Annotated in this window: 17 protein-coding genes and 1 tRNA gene; 2 read left to right on the top strand and 16 right to left on the bottom strand. The window is 40.0% G+C overall.

Annotation, left to right across the window (positions count from 1 at the left end; genetic code table 11):
- Positions 1 to 4: 4 nt before the first annotated feature.
- The 8 genes from J0J35_RS10245 to J0J35_RS10210 all read right to left on the bottom strand — a co-directional run bounded on the left by J0J35_RS10245 (position 5) and on the right by J0J35_RS10210 (position 6039).
- Complete coding sequence (locus J0J35_RS10245) at positions 5 to 622, bottom strand: sugar O-acetyltransferase (RefSeq protein WP_206916867.1); 618 nt, start codon at positions 620 to 622, stop codon at positions 5 to 7.
- A 105-nt stretch (positions 623 to 727) separates the two neighbouring features.
- On the bottom strand, positions 728 to 2332 hold the full coding sequence (locus J0J35_RS10240; RefSeq protein ID WP_061413691.1) for a CTP synthase: 1605 nt from the start codon (positions 2330 to 2332) through the stop codon (positions 728 to 730).
- 485 nt (positions 2333 to 2817) lie between these two features.
- Complete coding sequence (locus J0J35_RS10235) at positions 2818 to 3360, bottom strand: TIGR01440 family protein (RefSeq protein WP_117516704.1); 543 nt, start codon at positions 3358 to 3360, stop codon at positions 2818 to 2820.
- Positions 3341 to 3823, bottom strand: coding sequence for an ECF transporter S component (locus J0J35_RS10230; RefSeq protein ID WP_019294173.1), 483 nt, complete (start codon positions 3821 to 3823; stop codon positions 3341 to 3343). Before J0J35_RS10230 ends, J0J35_RS10235 begins: the two co-directional genes overlap by 20 nt.
- Complete coding sequence (locus J0J35_RS10225; RefSeq protein ID WP_195916703.1) at positions 3820 to 4653, bottom strand: pyridoxamine kinase; 834 nt, start codon at positions 4651 to 4653, stop codon at positions 3820 to 3822. The genes J0J35_RS10230 and J0J35_RS10225 overlap by 4 nt, the downstream gene beginning before the upstream one ends.
- Entirely contained in the window at positions 4646 to 5392 is a 747-nt protein-coding gene (truA, locus tag J0J35_RS10220) for a tRNA pseudouridine(38-40) synthase TruA (RefSeq protein WP_019294175.1), read from the bottom strand. The genes J0J35_RS10225 and truA overlap by 8 nt, the downstream gene beginning before the upstream one ends.
- 213 nt (positions 5393 to 5605) lie before the next feature.
- Positions 5606 to 5821 carry a hypothetical protein gene (locus tag J0J35_RS10215; protein ID WP_019292650.1) on the bottom strand — a complete coding sequence of 72 codons (216 nt, stop codon included), beginning with the start codon at positions 5819 to 5821 and terminating at the stop codon, positions 5606 to 5608.
- A gap of 11 nt (positions 5822 to 5832) precedes the next feature.
- Positions 5833 to 6039: a hypothetical protein gene (locus J0J35_RS10210; protein ID WP_019292651.1), complete on the bottom strand. Its 207-nt coding sequence runs from the start codon at positions 6037 to 6039 to the stop codon at positions 5833 to 5835.
- Positions 6040 to 6319: 280 nt separating this feature from the next.
- Here J0J35_RS10210 and J0J35_RS10205 point away from each other — a divergent pair, with 280 nt between their 5' ends.
- Complete coding sequence (locus tag J0J35_RS10205) at positions 6320 to 6664, top strand: XRE family transcriptional regulator (protein WP_206916866.1); 345 nt, start codon at positions 6320 to 6322, stop codon at positions 6662 to 6664.
- Positions 6665 to 6675: 11 nt separating this feature from the next.
- Positions 6676 to 7266, top strand: coding sequence for a hypothetical protein (locus J0J35_RS10200; protein ID WP_019294176.1), 591 nt, complete (start codon positions 6676 to 6678; stop codon positions 7264 to 7266).
- Positions 7267 to 7423: 157 nt separating this feature from the next.
- On the opposite strand, the gene J0J35_RS10195 is transcribed toward J0J35_RS10200, so the two are convergent.
- The 8 genes from J0J35_RS10195 to nifJ all read right to left on the bottom strand — a co-directional run bounded on the left by J0J35_RS10195 (position 7424) and on the right by nifJ (position 17126).
- Positions 7424 to 7497: transfer RNA gene (locus tag J0J35_RS10195), tRNA-Arg, on the bottom strand.
- A 63-nt stretch (positions 7498 to 7560) separates the two neighbouring features.
- Positions 7561 to 8934: an LCP family protein gene (locus J0J35_RS10190; RefSeq protein ID WP_046401076.1), complete on the bottom strand. Its 1374-nt coding sequence runs from the start codon at positions 8932 to 8934 to the stop codon at positions 7561 to 7563.
- A 96-nt stretch (positions 8935 to 9030) separates the two neighbouring features.
- The gene (locus J0J35_RS10185) at positions 9031 to 9546 is read right to left on the bottom strand and encodes a GNAT family N-acetyltransferase (protein ID WP_019292884.1); all 516 of its coding nucleotides are present in this window, start codon (positions 9544 to 9546) and stop codon (positions 9031 to 9033) included.
- Positions 9543 to 9998, bottom strand: a complete 456-nt coding sequence (gene tsaE, locus J0J35_RS10180) for a tRNA (adenosine(37)-N6)-threonylcarbamoyltransferase complex ATPase subunit type 1 TsaE (RefSeq protein ID WP_061413705.1) — start codon at positions 9996 to 9998, stop codon at positions 9543 to 9545. Before tsaE ends, J0J35_RS10185 begins: the two co-directional genes overlap by 4 nt.
- A gap of 193 nt (positions 9999 to 10191) precedes the next feature.
- Positions 10192 to 11553, bottom strand: coding sequence for a phosphoglucosamine mutase (glmM, locus tag J0J35_RS10175; RefSeq protein ID WP_206916864.1), 1362 nt, complete (start codon positions 11551 to 11553; stop codon positions 10192 to 10194).
- A 30-nt stretch (positions 11554 to 11583) separates the two neighbouring features.
- A complete protein-coding gene (locus J0J35_RS10170) occupies positions 11584 to 12537 on the bottom strand; it encodes a YbbR-like domain-containing protein (protein ID WP_019293423.1) in 954 nt (317 codons plus the stop codon).
- Complete coding sequence (gene cdaA, locus J0J35_RS10165) at positions 12537 to 13364, bottom strand: diadenylate cyclase CdaA (RefSeq protein WP_019292889.1); 828 nt, start codon at positions 13362 to 13364, stop codon at positions 12537 to 12539. The genes J0J35_RS10170 and cdaA overlap by 1 nt, the downstream gene beginning before the upstream one ends.
- 114 nt (positions 13365 to 13478) lie before the next feature.
- Positions 13479 to 17126 (bottom strand): pyruvate:ferredoxin (flavodoxin) oxidoreductase, encoded by a 3648-nt coding sequence (gene nifJ, locus J0J35_RS10160; RefSeq protein ID WP_206916863.1) that lies wholly within the window; start codon positions 17124 to 17126, stop codon positions 13479 to 13481.
- Positions 17127 to 17177: the final 51 nt, after the last annotated feature.

The following is a 17177-nucleotide window of genomic DNA, read 5'->3' as shown; positions in this document are numbered from 1 at the left end:
GTTTTTAATCTGCTTTTTTTGTGTCATAATAATCCTTTTCTTGTAGCTCCCAATACTCTTGATCTGTCTCACTAATTTCTCTTAAAATACGTGCCGGATTTCCCACAGCGATGACATGTGCGGGCAGATCTTTAGTAACTACTGCTCCTGACCCTACAATCGTTCCTTCGCCAATACTAACACCTGGATTCACAATAACACCTGCACCGAGCCATACACGATCGCCAATAGTGATTGGTTTTGCATATTCAAGCCCTCGAACCCGAACAGCTGCATCGATAGGATGCAATGGTGTAATCAGGCTTACGCGAGGTCCAAACATCACATCGTCTCCAATAGTGATTGGTGCAACATCCAAAAAAATACAATCCACATTGGCATAAAAATTTTCACCAATGTGTGTGTTAAAACCATAATCGACTTGAAGTGGCGGATTCACATAAATAGATTTTCCTGTACTCCCAAACAATTGTTTCTCTAAAGCAATAATTTCTTTTTGATCCATTAGGCTGGTTTGATTTATCTTTTGGGCAAGTACTCTTTCTGGTTGTGGATCATACTCTTTTTCAATCTTAGATGCTCTATAAAGTTGTCCTGAAATCATACGTTGATACTCTGACATGGCTTCTCCTCTCAATATTGCATCCAGTATATCAAATTATGATAGGAAAAAATATTAAAAAGTAAGCACTAAAAAAATCCCCAACTTAAGTAGGGATTTTTATTTTTACATGTTTTCCACTGCAGCTTTAACAAAGGCTTGATAAAGCTCTTCTGGACGGTTTGGACGTGATTGTAATTCTGGGTGATATTGACAAGCAACGAAGAATTTCTTATCGGTTAACTCAACGATTTCGACCAAACGGTTGTCTGGGGAAACACCAGAGAATGTAAAGCCTGCCGCTTCAAATTGTTCACGATATTTATTATTAAATTCATAGCGGTGACGGTGACGACGTTGAACGACATCCGCATCGTTATATGCCGCACGTGCTTTAGTGTTTGCTTTTAGTTTTGATGGGTAGAGTCCTAAGCGCAAGGTTCCTCCCATGTCTTCAACATCAACTTGGTCACGCATGATATCGATAATTGGATATGGTGTTTCTGGGTTTAATTCGTAAGAATGTGCCCCTTCCATGCCGAGAACATTGCGCGCAAACTCCACGCATGTCATTTGCATACCCAGACAGATCCCCAACATTGGAACGTCGTTTTCACGTGCATAACGGATAGCCGAAATTTTACCTTCTGATCCACGTTCACCAAACCCACCAGGAACGATAATACCATGTGCATCTTTCAAACGTGCAGCAGCATTGCTATCGTCCAAGTCATTGGCATTTACCCAGTCCAATTCGATATCGCTGTCTGCTGGGTATCCGGCATGTTTCAATGCTTCTGTCACTGAGATATATGCATCTGGTAATTCTACGTATTTCCCAACCAAGGCAATCTTGACTTTTTTCTTGAGGTTCATCACATGGTCAACCATTGCTGCCCACTCTGTCATATCAGCTGCAGGTGCATCAAGTTTCAAGTGATCACAAACGATTTGATCCATGTTTTGCTCTTGCAAGTTTAACGGAATTTGGTAAAGATGTTCCACATCTAGAGACTGGATAACTGCTTCAGGATCAACGTCACAGTACATAGCTACTTTATCACGCATTTCCCGTGTGATTGGAACTTCTGTACGAAGCACCAACATATTCGCTTGGATACCATACTCACGTAATGTTTTTGTTGCATTTTGTGCAATTTTTGTTTTCAACTCCCCAGCTGCACGCAAGTGGAGGATTGGCACAGTGTGAATGTACATCACATTATCTGAACCAACTTCGGCTTTCATTTGACGTAGAGCCTCAATAAACGGAAGGGATTCCATATCACCTACTGTACCACCCACCTCAGTGATGATAACATCCGCATCAGTCATAGTTGCTGCACGCTTAATTTTTTCTTTTAATGTATCCGTAACGTGAGGTACCATTTGAACTGTGGCTCCAAGGTACTCCCCTTTACGCTCTTTGCGTAAAATTTCAGAGTAAACTTTACCTGAAGTTACATTTGAGTATTTATTAAGATTGATATCAATAAAACGCTCGTAGTGTCCAAGGTCAAGGTCTGTTTCAGCACCATCGTCTGTAACAAAAACCTCACCGTGTTGATAAGGACTCATTGTCCCTGGGTCAATATTAAGATACGGATCAAATTTTTGTACAGTTACTTTAAGGCCACGATTTTTGAGCAAACGTCCCAAAGACGCTGCAACAATACCCTTACCCATTGATGATGTACCACCACCTGTGACGAAAATATACTTAGTTGCCAATGCGAAATCTCCTCTGTTTTCTATATTAAGCCTGGGAAAATATAATGGAAAAATAGTTGCTTTTTTATTTTTCCTAATGAGGCGCTTAGGCAAAGCTCCGTAGAGCTTGCCATCCATCAATTAGTGGTTTTAGCCACAAATGTTGGTAGCGAAACAAAAAAATAAGCTCCCTTTTGTAAGGGAGCTTCTGACTTTACCGCAAAAAGCGGTGCCCGAATATTATTCTATATGATTTTGATTTTTTTGTCAAGGTCCTAGATTTTATCTGGAGTAAAAAAGAGGATAAGAACATCTATCCTCCTTTTAGAAATTAGTGAATATCAGTAGGACTCGCGAGCAACTGGTTTCCCTCTGAGGTCATCTACTTCGACTTTAAATGTCATCTGCACCTCCCTCTTTATTGTTAAAAAACATTTTCTCACACTTTGTCCTTATTACCAACTGATATGCAAAATTTCCAGTGAGGTACTTATCCAGACTTTTACTTACTCATAACTTGCACGTTCCCCACCAATAAGCTTAGGACGTGATTTGAGAGCTGTGACATGCGCTCCGCCAAGTTCTTTCAAGAGAGGTCGCACAGGGATTTGGACATGCTTTACGTGCATTCCAATAGCTGTATCGCCAATATCGAGTCCAGCATATGCCGTGATATGCTCAACTTCTACTGGTGCCTTAAATAGCTTATAAGCTGCGACTTGTCCACTCCCTCCTGCATGAAGCTGTGGAACAACAGAAACGATTTCCAAATCTTTTTTGTCCGCCAATTCTTGCTCTACAAGTAAAGCACGGTTAAGGTGTTCACAAGCCTGGACAGCTAAATAAATATCCCGCGCCTTGAGTGCTTCGTAAATCGTTCCGACAATCACTTCGCCGATCTCAGCTGAGGAGTTCTTACCAATTGTACCGCCATTGACTTCGGAACTAGATAGGCCCAAGACAAAAATCTGTCCAGCTTTTATCTCTGTTTTTGCAATAACATCTTCAATAATTGTTTTTGTTTCTTCTTTAATTTGTTTTAAGTCCATGAAGAGCACCTGATTTCTTAAGAATTTCTGTAAGAAGCAAAGCAACGACAAAACCGACACTGGTTTGCACGGCATTGATTGCCATGTCTGGTAATGCCACGGCTAAACTTCCAACAATAAACATATCTGCTATAAAATAACCGCCGACCATAACCACAGTAGCCAACACGTAATTAAGTGCTTTATTTTTTGTTATAACACCTAAATAACCTTGGAGTCCATGAATGACTAAAGTAAAGAACATGTATGCCGCATATCCCGCAATAAAATCATTGAGAAAACCTGCTAGTGCACCAACAATTAGACCTTCACGTTTTCCAAGAAGCATTGCTGTCGTGAAAATACCCGCATCAAGCAAGGTAAAATAACCACCAGGAATAGGTATTTTTGTGAAATAGCCTAAGACAAATGTCAAGGCAGCTAACAAAGCCAACAGGGTTAATTTTTTAGTTGAGTACTTCATTGCTCCTGCTTTCTTTTACTTTTCAAAGTTTGCTCGAATTCTACTCCATAACGTTTGTCAGCAGACTTTGGTGTATTTTTTATTGATTTAACTACAAAGTCAACAGCTTCTCGCGTTGCTGCGGCTAAAGTTTTACCATTAGTTAACTCTGCAGATAAAACAGAACCGAAGATATCTCCAGTGCCATGATAAGCTCCTGGCAATTTTTCTGCCAAAACATAGTCAATCTGTCCGGTACTTCTTGCAGCCGCGGCTCCAATATATTTTTCATCAAGCATAACACCCGTCAAAACAACATTTTTTGCTCCACGTGCTTGTAATTTTTCAATGAGCATTTCAATAAATGCTTCTGACTGCACACCTTCTTGGTAAGGTGTTCCTGTTAAAAGGCACGCTTCTGTGATATTAGGCAAAAGAACATCTGCATAAGGCAAAAGTTCACCCATTTTTTCTACAAAGTGTATATCGAAAACACTATATAGTTCCCCATGATCAGCCATGACTGGATCAATTATAGCCAGATTATTCGCATCTTTATATATGCCAATCAATTCTTTGAGCACGTCAATTTGTTCCGCAGAAGCCATAAAGCCACTATAAATTCCATCCATATGGAGATTTAATTCTTGCCAGGCTTGAATAATGTTGCGCATTTCATCTGTAAGATCAAGATAAGTAAAGTTGGTAAAACCACCTGTATGTGTTGATAAAAGCGCTGTGGGCAATAGTCGACACTCTATGCCGTAAGCACTAATAATCGGAAGCGCCACTGTTGAGGAACAACGACCTACGCAAGAAATGTCATGTACAGCAACAATATTTTTAGTCAAAATAAATTACCTCCTTGAGATAGAGCCCTTCTGGGGCAGCAGTCGGACCTGCTAGGTCGCGATTTTTACTTTCTAAAATCTTTTTAATTTGCGAGACAGGCATCCGCCCATTTCCTATTTTAATCACAGTTCCCATCATATTACGAACTTGTTTATAAAGAAACCCATTGCCCCGAAAAATAAATTTATAGTTTTCATCGTCTAGTTTTACAAGCTCAGCTTGAGTTATCGTTCGTATCTTATCTTCAACTGTAGCACCAGCTGCTGTAAAGCCAGTAAAGTCATGTGTACCAACCAAATCTGCTAGAGCTTGTCGCATCAAATCTTCATCAAGTTGATAGCGAAAATGTGCACGATACAAACGGTGAAAAGGACTCCGAACTTTACTGTTTTCCAGAAAATACTCATAAATCTTTTCATGCTTGTTAAAGCGAACATGAAAATCCTCTTCAACTTGTATGACTTCACGAAAGGCAATATCTGATGGGGTTTGCGTGTCCAAAGCGAAACGTAAACGTTCCTCATCTCGCTGCCCTTTTAAGTCAAAATGAATACGCTGAGCATGCGCATGCACTCCCGAATCTGTACGTCCTGAGCCATGCAATATCACAGTCTGGTGAGAATTTAATTTTGTCAAAACTTTTTCAATCTCTTCTTGTACAGTCCGTTGATTATTTTGGGTTTGAAAACCTGCAAAATTTGTGCCATCATAAGCAATCGTTGCCATATATCTAGTCATGTTTATATTATAGCAAAATCAAGTATAGATTTGTCTAACCTAATTTAGAGTTTCCCTTATTCTGCAAACTTTCTACTCTATTTTGAAAACCCTTTAATGCGACCAACCTTGCATTATTTAGGTTAGAAGCTCTTTTACACAACAATGCTATATGTCAATATAGAAGCCAGAAATGCCCACATACGTTTTGGAGTCACCCAAAGGAACCTTTTGCTAAGAAAGCCAGATGTTCTCATCATTACCATCATCAAAGCTATACCAATGCAAAGTATTGTCTGAAAAAGACTGGCCCCTACTTCTTGCTTTGCGTTCTTTACTAACTTTTGAATAGACATTTTCTAGATTAGTATCAAAACGCGCTGCAAGTTCACTGGCTGTTCCACAATCTAAAAATGCTTCTCCTCTATAAACCGCATATAACTTTTTCATCGTCTTTCTCCTTAATCATTTTGATGCAAGTTGGCAAGCATTTTTTCTCTTTGCATCTTACGCCGCATTCTACGTTTCTCCTTACTTTCATGCTTGCGTCGCTCTATTTCTAGCTTGAGCAGTTCCTCCTCAAAGACTAATTCTTCCTGCTTGCTTTTCCTTTGCGATATTTTAACTCTTTCTTTAGCCCTAGAAACTTTTGTCTGGATTATTGTCATATCTTCTTCCTTTCTATACCTTTTTTCAACTCACATCTTTTATAGAACTTTTGTCTATCTCAATTTGACTTTTGTATACTAATAAGCTACAATTAATGTAGAATGAAAAACCTATTGATTGGTGTGTATATTCTCACTCACACATACCTTATAGGACTTCTTTATAAAAGTTGCAAATCTTCTTTACAAGAAACATTATAGCATATTGGTATAAAATGTCAAACGAAAAATATACTAATATGCTACAAACAGATAAAGCTATTCTGAAAGGTTAATAAATTTGGATTTATACGAAAAAATAAAAGAGTTAGCGGCCCAAAAGCATGTATCCATCAGACAAATTGAAGAACATCTGGGCTATGGTAATGGAACAATACGCCGCTGGAGTAAACAAACACCTGGTGTTGATAAAGTAACAGCAGTCGCCAAATACTTTAATGTCAGTGTTGATTATCTCCTTGGACACCAAGAAAAAAACAATCATCAAGAACCTATCGACCTTGCTCCTTTAGTAGACGAGAGTAAGGTTGACTGGGACGAATGGGTGTCTTTTGATGGCAAACCACTTACTGATGAAGTAAAAACGGCATTAAAACTTATTTTAGGTAAGCGTCTTGAAGACTAAATGGGGGCTCTATGAACGAACAGGAACTAATAGAGCGTATAATCCTTGAGATAGAAAAATATGGAATTGAAGTTATCGGGGACAACTATTTTCCATTGGATGCTGTCACACATAACAGAAAAAAGATTACTATTTTTAATCCGAAAACGGTCAAGGCCTTTAAGTTGTGCCATGAGTTAATGCACATTAAGAATAATGATCGCTATCGTCTTGGAGAATGTGATACAACCAGCCCTCAGGAGAAACGAACAAATAAAGAAGCTATCCTCTTCCTCTGGGATATCTTTGTGTCCGAAGGCGGAAATTTTGAACTCTTCCAAAAATTTATCGAAATTTCTGGTTGTCCATGTGACACTTCTTTTGCGCTACTCTGTAAAGTGAACGAGGAAGTGATACACGCATTAAACAAATCAGACAGCCGAACGAAAGATTTTAGCACGATGTCGCTCAAAGAATGTGTGATTGACTACATCTCACACTTTGATGTTGTTGAGCAAATCAATACTTATCAATTTCTTGAAGCCTATAATTTGCCTTATGAGGATTATGATGCTGCCGTCGAAATTTTTAAAAAGATTTTAAAGTTGGATTACGCGTGCTAACTTTGAACTAATGCGGAGTACGCCTTTCGATATATAGTATAAAATAAAGCACTTCCCATGAAGTGCTTTATTTTTTTAATTTAAAAAGCCATCTTTTAAGCTTTACTTTTAGAACAAAAAATGCCCCGCCACGAAGGCGGAGCGAGGTTTGGCACCATGATCCGAGGGGGATTCGAACCCTCGACCGTTCGCTTAGAAGGCGAATGCTCTATCCAGCTGAGCTATCGGACCAAAATAGACAAGTAGATTTTTACACTACTTGTCTAGTCTATCATATTTTTCTAATTGAAGCAATTATTGTCCTGTATAAGGATCAACATAAGTGGTTGTACCATCTGCACTCGCACCTCCCATTCCTGGGTCAGTTGTTCCATATGCTGCGCCATCGTCTACAGAAGCCCCATAAGGATCTGGGGTAGTTGCATCAGCCTGACTTTCTTCAGAAGATTTTGTTTTATCCGATGAAGTTGGCTTATCACTTGTCGCTGCGCTACCATCTGTCGCAACATAGGTAGCAGAATTGCTGCTGTCAAGATTTACAAAAGAACCATTGACATCAATACCATAAACAGTTGACTTGCCATTTTCTGTTACTGTTGCTGAAGGCATGAAATAGGCATCAGGTATATTACCAGTTAATGTTTCGTATGTAATTAAATTATTACTTAAACTATTGCCTGTCTCTTTTTTCAGAGAGTTTCGTAAAGCGTTTTGAACGGCTAAAGTCGTATTTGTAGATAACAGCTGATAAGAACCACCATCTCCTGGATTCATATAATCAATCCCTTGATATTGAATCGAAACTACTTTATTGAAACAATCTCTATAACCTAATAAAGAAGTTAAAGTTGAGCCATTGATTGGAATATTTGTTTTGATGTCTTCACTAATATCGTCCAAGAATTTTTGATATTGAGTGATATTGTTCAATGCCAAGAGCTTCGTCACAACTGCTGAAATAACTTCACGCTGGTGTGCTGCACGACCATAGTCTCCATTAGGTAAGTGATGGCGATCACGCGAATAAACCAGCGCTTGGTCTCCATTAATGTGTTGTTTACCTGGTGGAACTTTCGCAGTGTACTCCGGCTCTGTGTCAGAGATATAAAGAGTCTGCCCAGTTGTATTGTCAATATCAATACCGCCCACATCATTGACCAAGTTGACCAAGCCATCAAAGTTAATCATGAGGAAGTTATCAACATTAATACCAGCCTGTTCTCCGATTGTCTTCATGGCATATTGGACACCTGTTTCCAGCCCTCCTGCATTATACCCCATCGGATAAGCGGCATTCATCTTCTGTGTCGAAACAGTATTACCTTTATTATCCAAAATGTTTGACATGACATCTCGCTCAAGAGAAACCATCGTTGTTGTATTCGTTTTGGGATTAAGGGTCATAACGATCTGTGAGTCAGAGTTACCATCCCAGCTGGTTGATCCTCCGCGGTCAGCTCCTCCAGTATCGACACCCATGAGTAAAATTGTTAATGGCTCAGTCGCTTTGATAATTTTTCCCGCATCTGTGCTTCCAACTTCCGCATAGGTTTTCGAAAATGCTTTTGTTGTGCTATCTAAAACTGTCGAAACATAGACAGTGGCTGCTCCAGCCGTTAAGGCGATGATCCCAACGATCATCAACAGCGATTTTTTCCAAAGTTTCATAGTAAAATTATATCAAATTTCTACAAATAAACAACAGGAAATGAAAAAAGCAACCAGATAAGCTTCTTTTTTCCTATCTGATCACTCTTATTTCACTTAGAAAAATTTGACCATTTGATACACATCTATCAATTGTCCATGTTCATCGCGTGCGCCATATTTTTGGACTGTTTCAAGCTCAAAACCAAACTTTTCATATAAATGGATAGCTGCTTTGTTGCGTTTTTGAACAGTTAATTCAAGTCGCTTTATCACGTCCATCTCCTCAATCCATTCAAGGGCATCCTCAAATAAAAAAGAAGCAATACCATAACCTTGAAATTGTGAACTTACAGCAATAAAAATATCCCCAATATGGCGTATGCGATAGTGAAAATCTGCCGTAATATGTAGAACGCCAGCAATTTCTTGACCAATAAAGGCTAGAAAATAAGCGTTGTTGTCCTTCGTAAGAATCTGTGTCAAGTAATCTTGCATCTGCGTGGGCGACATAAGAATCCCCGCCTCATCTAAAGTCAAAAAATGACTTTCTTTTCCTACCTGATTAAGAAAAGCAATAAGCTTTATGCTATCTTCAGGAGTTGCTTCACGAATCAGTAACTCTGTGCTCATAATTCTCCTAGTAGTGCCTCATAGCGTTGTCCATGTGGAAGAAGTTCTAAGACACGTTCAGCATCCGTTGCAAAGCCGTCTGCGTATTTATCAAATTTCACTTCTAAGTAGGCTTCAGGTAGACTTTCTCCCAGTAGCTCGCCCCATTCAATAACAGAAACGCCTTCACCAAAAAGATAATCGTCAAGGTCAAAGCTGTCAGGATCATCTCCTGCACGGTAAACATCCATATGATATAAAGGGAGCTTTCCTTCCTCGTATTCTCGTACAATGGTGTAAGTTGGGCTCTTGATCATCTGCGAAATTCCTAAGCCCACAGCTAAACCCTTCACAAAGGTTGTTTTACCTGCACCAAGTTCTCCTGTCAAAACAACAATATCTTGTGCTTGAAGAAGGCCACCTAAACGCTCTGCAAATGTGAGCATCTTTTCTTCATTAACTTTTAATTTCATAGCCTTATTATAGCACAACTCAACAAGTGAACTTTAGTAATTAAATCCCGGAAAGCGGAAATGATTGTTTTTCGCTAAGTCTTGTGTGACTCTAGCAAAGTCTAAAGGAGTCTTGTCTTTGGCCATTGACTACTTCCCTCTTTCATGCAGTATGTCTGGGAACAAAAAAAGATTCCTTACGAATCTTTTTCTTTTATAGTTTTACGCCAATTTCTTCTTTGACTACGTCAACTATTGTGTCAACAACTTCATTTACTTCTTCATCTGTTGGTGCTTCAGCCATAACACGGAGAAGGGGTTCTGTTCCACTTGGGCGGACAAGGATGCGGCCTTTGCCGTTCATTTTTTCTTCCATGGCCGTAATAACTTCACGTATAGCTGGAATATCCATTGCCCCTTCTTTAGCAGCGTTATTTGCTACACGAACATTTACAAGTTTTTGAGGATAAATTGTGACTTCAGCTGCTAGTTCTGATAATTTTTTACCTGTTTCACGCATGACTTTTACAAGTTGGATAGCTGAGAGTTGTCCATCACCGGTCGTATTGTAGTCCAAGAAGACCATATGACCTGACTGTTCACCACCAAAATTGTAACTATTTTTACGCATTTCTTCCACAACATAGCGGTCACCTACAGCCGTTACTACGGAATTCATACCTGCTTCTTCCAATGCTAAATGAAAACCAAGATTAGACATTACAGTTGTAACTACGGTATCTTTTGCTAATTTCCCTTGCTCAAGGAGATACTTCCCAACGATGAACATAATTTTGTCACCATCAACGATATTGCCATTTTCATCTACTGCGATAAGACGATCCGCATCACCATCGAAAGCCAGACCAATGTCGCTTCCAGTTTCTACAACCGTATCTGCTGTTTTCTCTGGGTGTGTTGAACCAACACCGTCATTAATATTAAGTCCATTTGGATTTTCACCAATCACTGTGAGTTCGGCATTTAAATCAGCAAACACAGCACGCGCAGATGTATATGAAGCACCATTAGCTGTATCGAGTACAATTTTGTAACCTTCAAAATCGCCTTCAGCTGTTGTTTTCAAAAATGCTTGATATTTACGTACAGCTTCATTATAATCGTGTAAAATTCCCAAACCTTCAGCAGAAGGTCGTGGTAATTTATCTTCTTCAGCATCAATCAAAGCTTCGATTTCTAACTCTTTATCATCGTCAAGTTTAAAACCATCTGCTCCGAAGAACTTAATTCCGTTATCCAAGGCTGGATTATGGCTGGCAGAAATCATAACCCCTGCAGAGGCTTCTTCTTTACGGACCAAATAAGCCACTCCTGGTGTAGCAATAACACCCAAATCATAAACCTCAATCCCTACTGATAACAGACCTGAAATAAGGCTTGTTGAAAGCATCTGACCCGAAATACGTGGATCACGTGCTACATACACTTTTGGTGTTCCGATTTCATGTTGGCTAAGAACATAGCCACCAAAGCGCCCAAGTTTAAAGGCCATTTCTGGCGTTAACTCTACATTTGCCTCTCCACGAACGCCATCTGTTCCAAAATATTTACCCATTTTATTCTTCTCTTTTCTTTTTTTACTTATTTATTTTTTTACTGGAGTCATTGTTACTTCTACTTGACTAGGTTTCACACTTGCTCCATCTGCCTGTATATCGACATTTACAGTCTCTTTTTCCGTAATATTAGATATGTTTACCGTCGCATCAACACTATTAATCTTATCTAGAGCACTTTGTTCTCCTGAAATGGTGACTGTCTTCTGAGAGAGAGACGTCTTCATGTCTGAAAGACTTTGGTCAAGTGTTCCCGTTTTCTTCACATTAACTGGGACTGTTTTTGACGGCTTTTCTACGCTCACTTTCATTTGCACTGTCGCCGGACTGATTTGTGCGGGAAGTAATTTTCCGTCAGCATCAACTGCATGCAAGGTAACCGTACCAGAGTAATCATCATTTAAGTATGCATCACTTGGTAAGGCCGCTTGGATGGCATGGATTTGTTTGATGCTTGTTTCCCCTGCTGTTACTTTGACTTTTTCTTGACTCAGCTTGATGTCATTAACTTTGAAACCATCTGGTAGCTGCGCTTGTTCAATCAAGGGTGTTACATTAAATTCAGCACTGGCTTTCTTTTCTAAGCGAACGGTCAAGGTTGTAGGTTCAATTTGTGCATTTATGCCATTAGGAAGTTGTTGGATACGTACGGGCATCGTCACTGTTCCTTCTTTTGCATTGGATAAATCCACCACAAGATAAAAGTTCCGAGAATCCGGGTTTTCTTCTGTATTAATCTGAACGCGATTGTAACTTGTCAGGTAGACATTAGCAGTATTATTATAACCACTGGCAAAATATTCATCTGAATTATACTTAATTTCAATTGGTACATTGGAAATAGTTGTCGTATAAACTTCTCCAGTTGTTGAGTTACCTTGATTTCTCAACGCAGCAGAGCTTGCATTAAAGAATAAAATTACTGCAAAGAAAATGGAAGCTAAGATTGTAAAAAGTTTTGAAGCGAAAAAATTATTTCTCATTATTTTTTGCCTCCTGTTTCTTCTGGTCCCAAAATAGCGATAAGTTTTTCATGGAACACTTCTTTTGAAATATCCGCGTACAACTCACCATTATAAGCGATAGATATTCCTCCTGTTTCTTCCGAAACAACAAGAACTAAAGCATCTGAAGATTCTGATAAACCAATAGCTGCACGATGTCGTGTCCCAAACTCTTTGGATATTCCCGTTTTCTCAGTTAAAGGAAGGTAGGCACTGGTTACAGCAATTTTATCATCTTGAATAATCACTGCCCCATCATGTAAAGGCGTATTCGGGATAAAGATATTGATGATTAACTCACTGGAGATATCTGCATCTAATCTTATCCCTGTTGAAGCATATTCACTCAGAGTTTGTGTTCGCTCAATAGCAATGAGTGCTCCAATTTTACGCTCAGACATATAGGCAAAAGATTTTTCATATGCCTCAATATAGCTATTGATAGACCGGTTGCGTCCACCGGATAACCGATTGGTCGTCCGACCTAATCCTTCCAAAGCTCTACGTATTTCTGGTTGAAAGATAATAACACCGGCAATCGCACCATAGGTAATTACTTGATTGAGTAGCCACTCTAAAGTGGTCAAACCGATCAAACCAGCAACTATTCTTATGAGAACAAAAATAATAACACCACGTACTAAGCTGACCAGCTTTGTGCCTTGTACAAAACGCATAGCTAAATAAAGAAAAAAGCTTACAATAGCGATATCGATGATTGAAATGAACACACGCCAAGGCGATTGGTTTAACTCCAATATTTTTTGCCAGAAGTCAAGATTAAAAATTTGACTAAAATCACTCACATACTGCCCTCCTCACTGACTTATTCTTTACTATTATACCAAAAATACATTTCTTTATGTTATCTCCCACATAAAGAAAAAGCGACCTACACTAAGTTGCCGCTTTTCTCTTTTTTATTTTGCTTGACGTGCAGCTTTTCGTGCAGCTCGTCTTGCCTCACGCTCAGGATCTACTGGGCGTTCTTTTCTTTCTCTTTTTTCACGAACTGGCTGCGCAGCTTTTTTATCCGAAGCTTTTGCTTCACGAGCAATAAATTTTTCGTAATCCCCTGACATTCGGGCATACCGTAAGAATTTTTTCTTCGCATCTGCCGCAGCTTTTGCATAAAGCAATTCTGCTTGCTCTGCATTGACCTTCATAAGATTGGCAAAGCGAGACTGTTTCACCAACAATTCTCTGACTTGTCCAAAATCTGGACGTTTAAAATCTAATGTCAGAGGATTTTTTCCAACTTCTTCAAGTGCTGGATTGTAGCGGTAAAGTTGCCAATATCCACTGTTTACTGCAGCTTTTGCTTCATCAAGCACCTTGCTCATTCCCTCATAGTTTCCATGTGTAATACATGGTGTATAGGCAATAATTAGAGAAGGGCCCTTATGTTTTTCCGCTTCATCAAAGGCTTTGATTGTTTGCATCATGTTTGCACCACTTGCGATTTGAGCGACATAAACATTGCCGTAAGTCATAGCCATAAAGCCAAGATCTTTCTTCGCAGCAACCTTTCCGCCAGAAGCAAACTGCGCAATCGCACTTGCCGGTGTACCTTTGGAAACCTGTCCACCTGTATTGGCATAAACTTCGTTATCCATAACGAGGATATTTACATCTGCACCGCTGGCAATAACGTGATCCAGACCACCAAATCCAATATCATAGGCCCAGCCATCGCCACCAAAAATCCACTGTGTAGGTTTTACAAATTGGTCTTTTTCATTATATATTTCTTGTAGCAGAGCTGAATTTTCTTTTTCCTCTTTGAGCACGGCTTTGAACTTTTCAGCACGTGCTCTTGTACCTTCAGAATCTTCCAGGTGCTCCAGCCAATCCTCAGCTAACTGTGCTAAGGTATCCGACATTTCAGGTAGGGCTACCTTAACCTGTGCTGCAAGTTTTTGCCGTCTTGTTTGACTCGCAAACCACATACCATAACCGTATTCAGCATTATCTTCAAAGAGCGAATTTGACCATGCTGGACCTTGACCAACATTATTTGTGGCATAAGGGGCAGCCTGTGTCCCCCCATAAATAGAAGAACATCCTGTGGCATTGGAGATCATCATACGATCACCAAACATCTGTGTAAGCAGTTTGATATAAGGCGTTTCCCCACAGCCAGAACACGCACCAGAAAACTCAAAGAGTGGTTGGTTAAACTGTGTAGCAGCGACTGTACCAGAGCGTGCTGGATTTTCTTTTTGCTTAAGTGTCATCCCAAAAGCCCAGTTGATGGCTTGAGTTTTTTGACTTTCATAAGGTACCATTTTTAGGGCTTGCCCTTTTTTCGGACAAGCTTCCACGCAGAGTCCACAGCCTGTACAATCCTCTACGGAAACTTGAATCCGGTACTTCAGACCGTCTTTGCCACGGTAATCCATCACACTGAAGCCTTCTGGCGCCACATTCCATTCATCTTCATCTGCGAGGAAAGGACGAATGGCAGCATGTGGACAGACAAAAGAACATTCATTACATTGCGTACATGCAGCGCCGTTCCATTCTGGAACTTCCAAAGCAATGCCGCGTTTTTCAAAAGCAGATATTCCTAGCGGACTACTTCCTGCTGCTACATTGGTAGCCACATCCTGAACAGTTAATTGATCACCTTCAAAGGCATTGACCTTATCTAAAAAGTTGAAAACATAGCGTTTACGTGCTGTATCTGCCGGAGCGGCTTTGGTAACTTTTTCTTCTGTGTCAGCCCATGAGGTAGGTACTTTTACTTCATGTAAATGATGCAGGGCTGCTTCCATAGCTTGTAAATTTTGCTCTACAATCTTTGGCGATTTACGGGCATACTTCTGTGCATCCTCTTTAAGAATCGCATAGACCTTATCAAAGGGCATAATGTTGGTCAACTTAAAGAAAGCAACTTGCATGATGGTATTAATGCGTCGCCCCAAACCAGTGGTTTGTGCAATCTTAGCAGCATCGATTGTGTAGAAACGAATCGCATGTTCCGCAATATACTTTTTAAGCTGGGCAGGTAAATTTCGATCAAGTTGTTCATCTGTCCAGCTTGTATTAAGGAGGAAAATCCCTCCAGGGCGCAAGCCTTTTGTTAAATCATATTGGCGCACATAAGTTGTATTATGGCAGGCTACAAAGTCAGGATGCGAAATCATATACTCCGACTGAATAGGACTATCACCAAAGCGCAAATGACTTACGGTCAGTCCACCTGATTTTTTCGAATCGTACTCAAAGGCACCTTGAACATATTTGTCCGTATGGTCACCAATGATTTTGATAGCAGCTTTATTTGCACCCACGGTCCCATCTGAACCAAAGCCCCAAAATTTTGCTTGATAAGTATCTGCTGAAGTGAGATCCAAGTTCCCTGCAAGCGGTAAGGAAAGATGAGTCTGATCATCATCTATACCGATAGTAAAGCTTTTCTTCACAGATTTATTTTTCAGCTGCTCGAAAACTGCCACGATGTGCTCTGGTCGCGTATCTTTACCACCTATACCGTAACGTCCACCAATAACAGAAATATTTTGCTCAAACAGCAAATCTTTAATATCGAGTAAAAGAGGCTCAGCATTACTTCCTGCTTCTTTTGTCCGGTCAAGTACGGCAAGTGAAGTCACCGTTTTAGGTAATTTTTCAAGAAAATTTTCTGAGGGAAATGGACGGTAAAGATGGATATTCAAAAAGCCCACTTTGCGCCCTTGATGATTCAGGTAATCAACAGTTTGTTTAACTGTTCCGGCAACAGATCCCATACTTACAATAACTTCTTCGGCATCTGGTGCTCCATAGTAATCTACCAGATCATAATCCGTCCCACGCAAGTGATTTATTTCCCGCATGTATTTTTGCACGAGTTGAGGAAGTTCCTCATAATATGGATTGACCGTTTCACGCTGTTGGAAATAGATATCAGCATTCTGATTGGTTCCTGACACAGTTGGATGGTCTGGATTCATCGCACGTTGACGGAAAGCACTTAATTTCTCTTGATTAATCAATTTTGCTAGGTCTTCGTAATCCAGAACATCAATTTTTTGGATTTCATGTGAGGTGCGAAAACCATCAAAGAAGTTTAAAAAGGGCACCGATGCTTCAATTGTTGTCAGGTGGGATACAGCTGACAAGTCCATAACTTCTTGGACGCTAGATGCTGCTAACATGGCAAAACCTGTGGAACGCGCTGCCATAACATCCGAATGATCGCCTGAGATATTCAGTGCACCTGTTGCAATAGCACGTGCTGCCACGTGGATAACCCCAGGAAGAAGTTCGCCTGCCATCTTATACATATTGGGCAACATCAGTAAAAGCCCCTGAGACGAGGTAAATGTTGTTGCTAGAGCTCCAGCTTTTATGGCACCATGCAAAGCTCCAGCAGCACCTGCTTCTGATTGCATCTCGCTCAGTTTAACAGGTTGTCCCCAAATATTTTTGCGGCCCGAAATCGACCAAGCATCTGTATAATCAGCCATTGGTGAACTTGGCGTAATGGGGTAAATCATTGCAATTTCAGAGAAAGCATACGCAACATGTGCGGCTGCCATATTCCCATCCATAGTTTTTTTCATGATAAAGTCCTTATGTAAAAGCATTTATTTGGTTTTTCATCAGAAAAAACG

Origin of the sequence: Lactococcus sp. LG606 (assembly GCF_017309645.1) — a bacterium.
Taxonomy (GTDB): Bacteria; Bacillota; Bacilli; order Lactobacillales; family Streptococcaceae; genus Lactococcus; species Lactococcus petauri.
The sequence above is the reverse complement of the archived record's forward strand: the minus strand, read 5'-3'. Positions and strand labels throughout refer to the sequence as shown.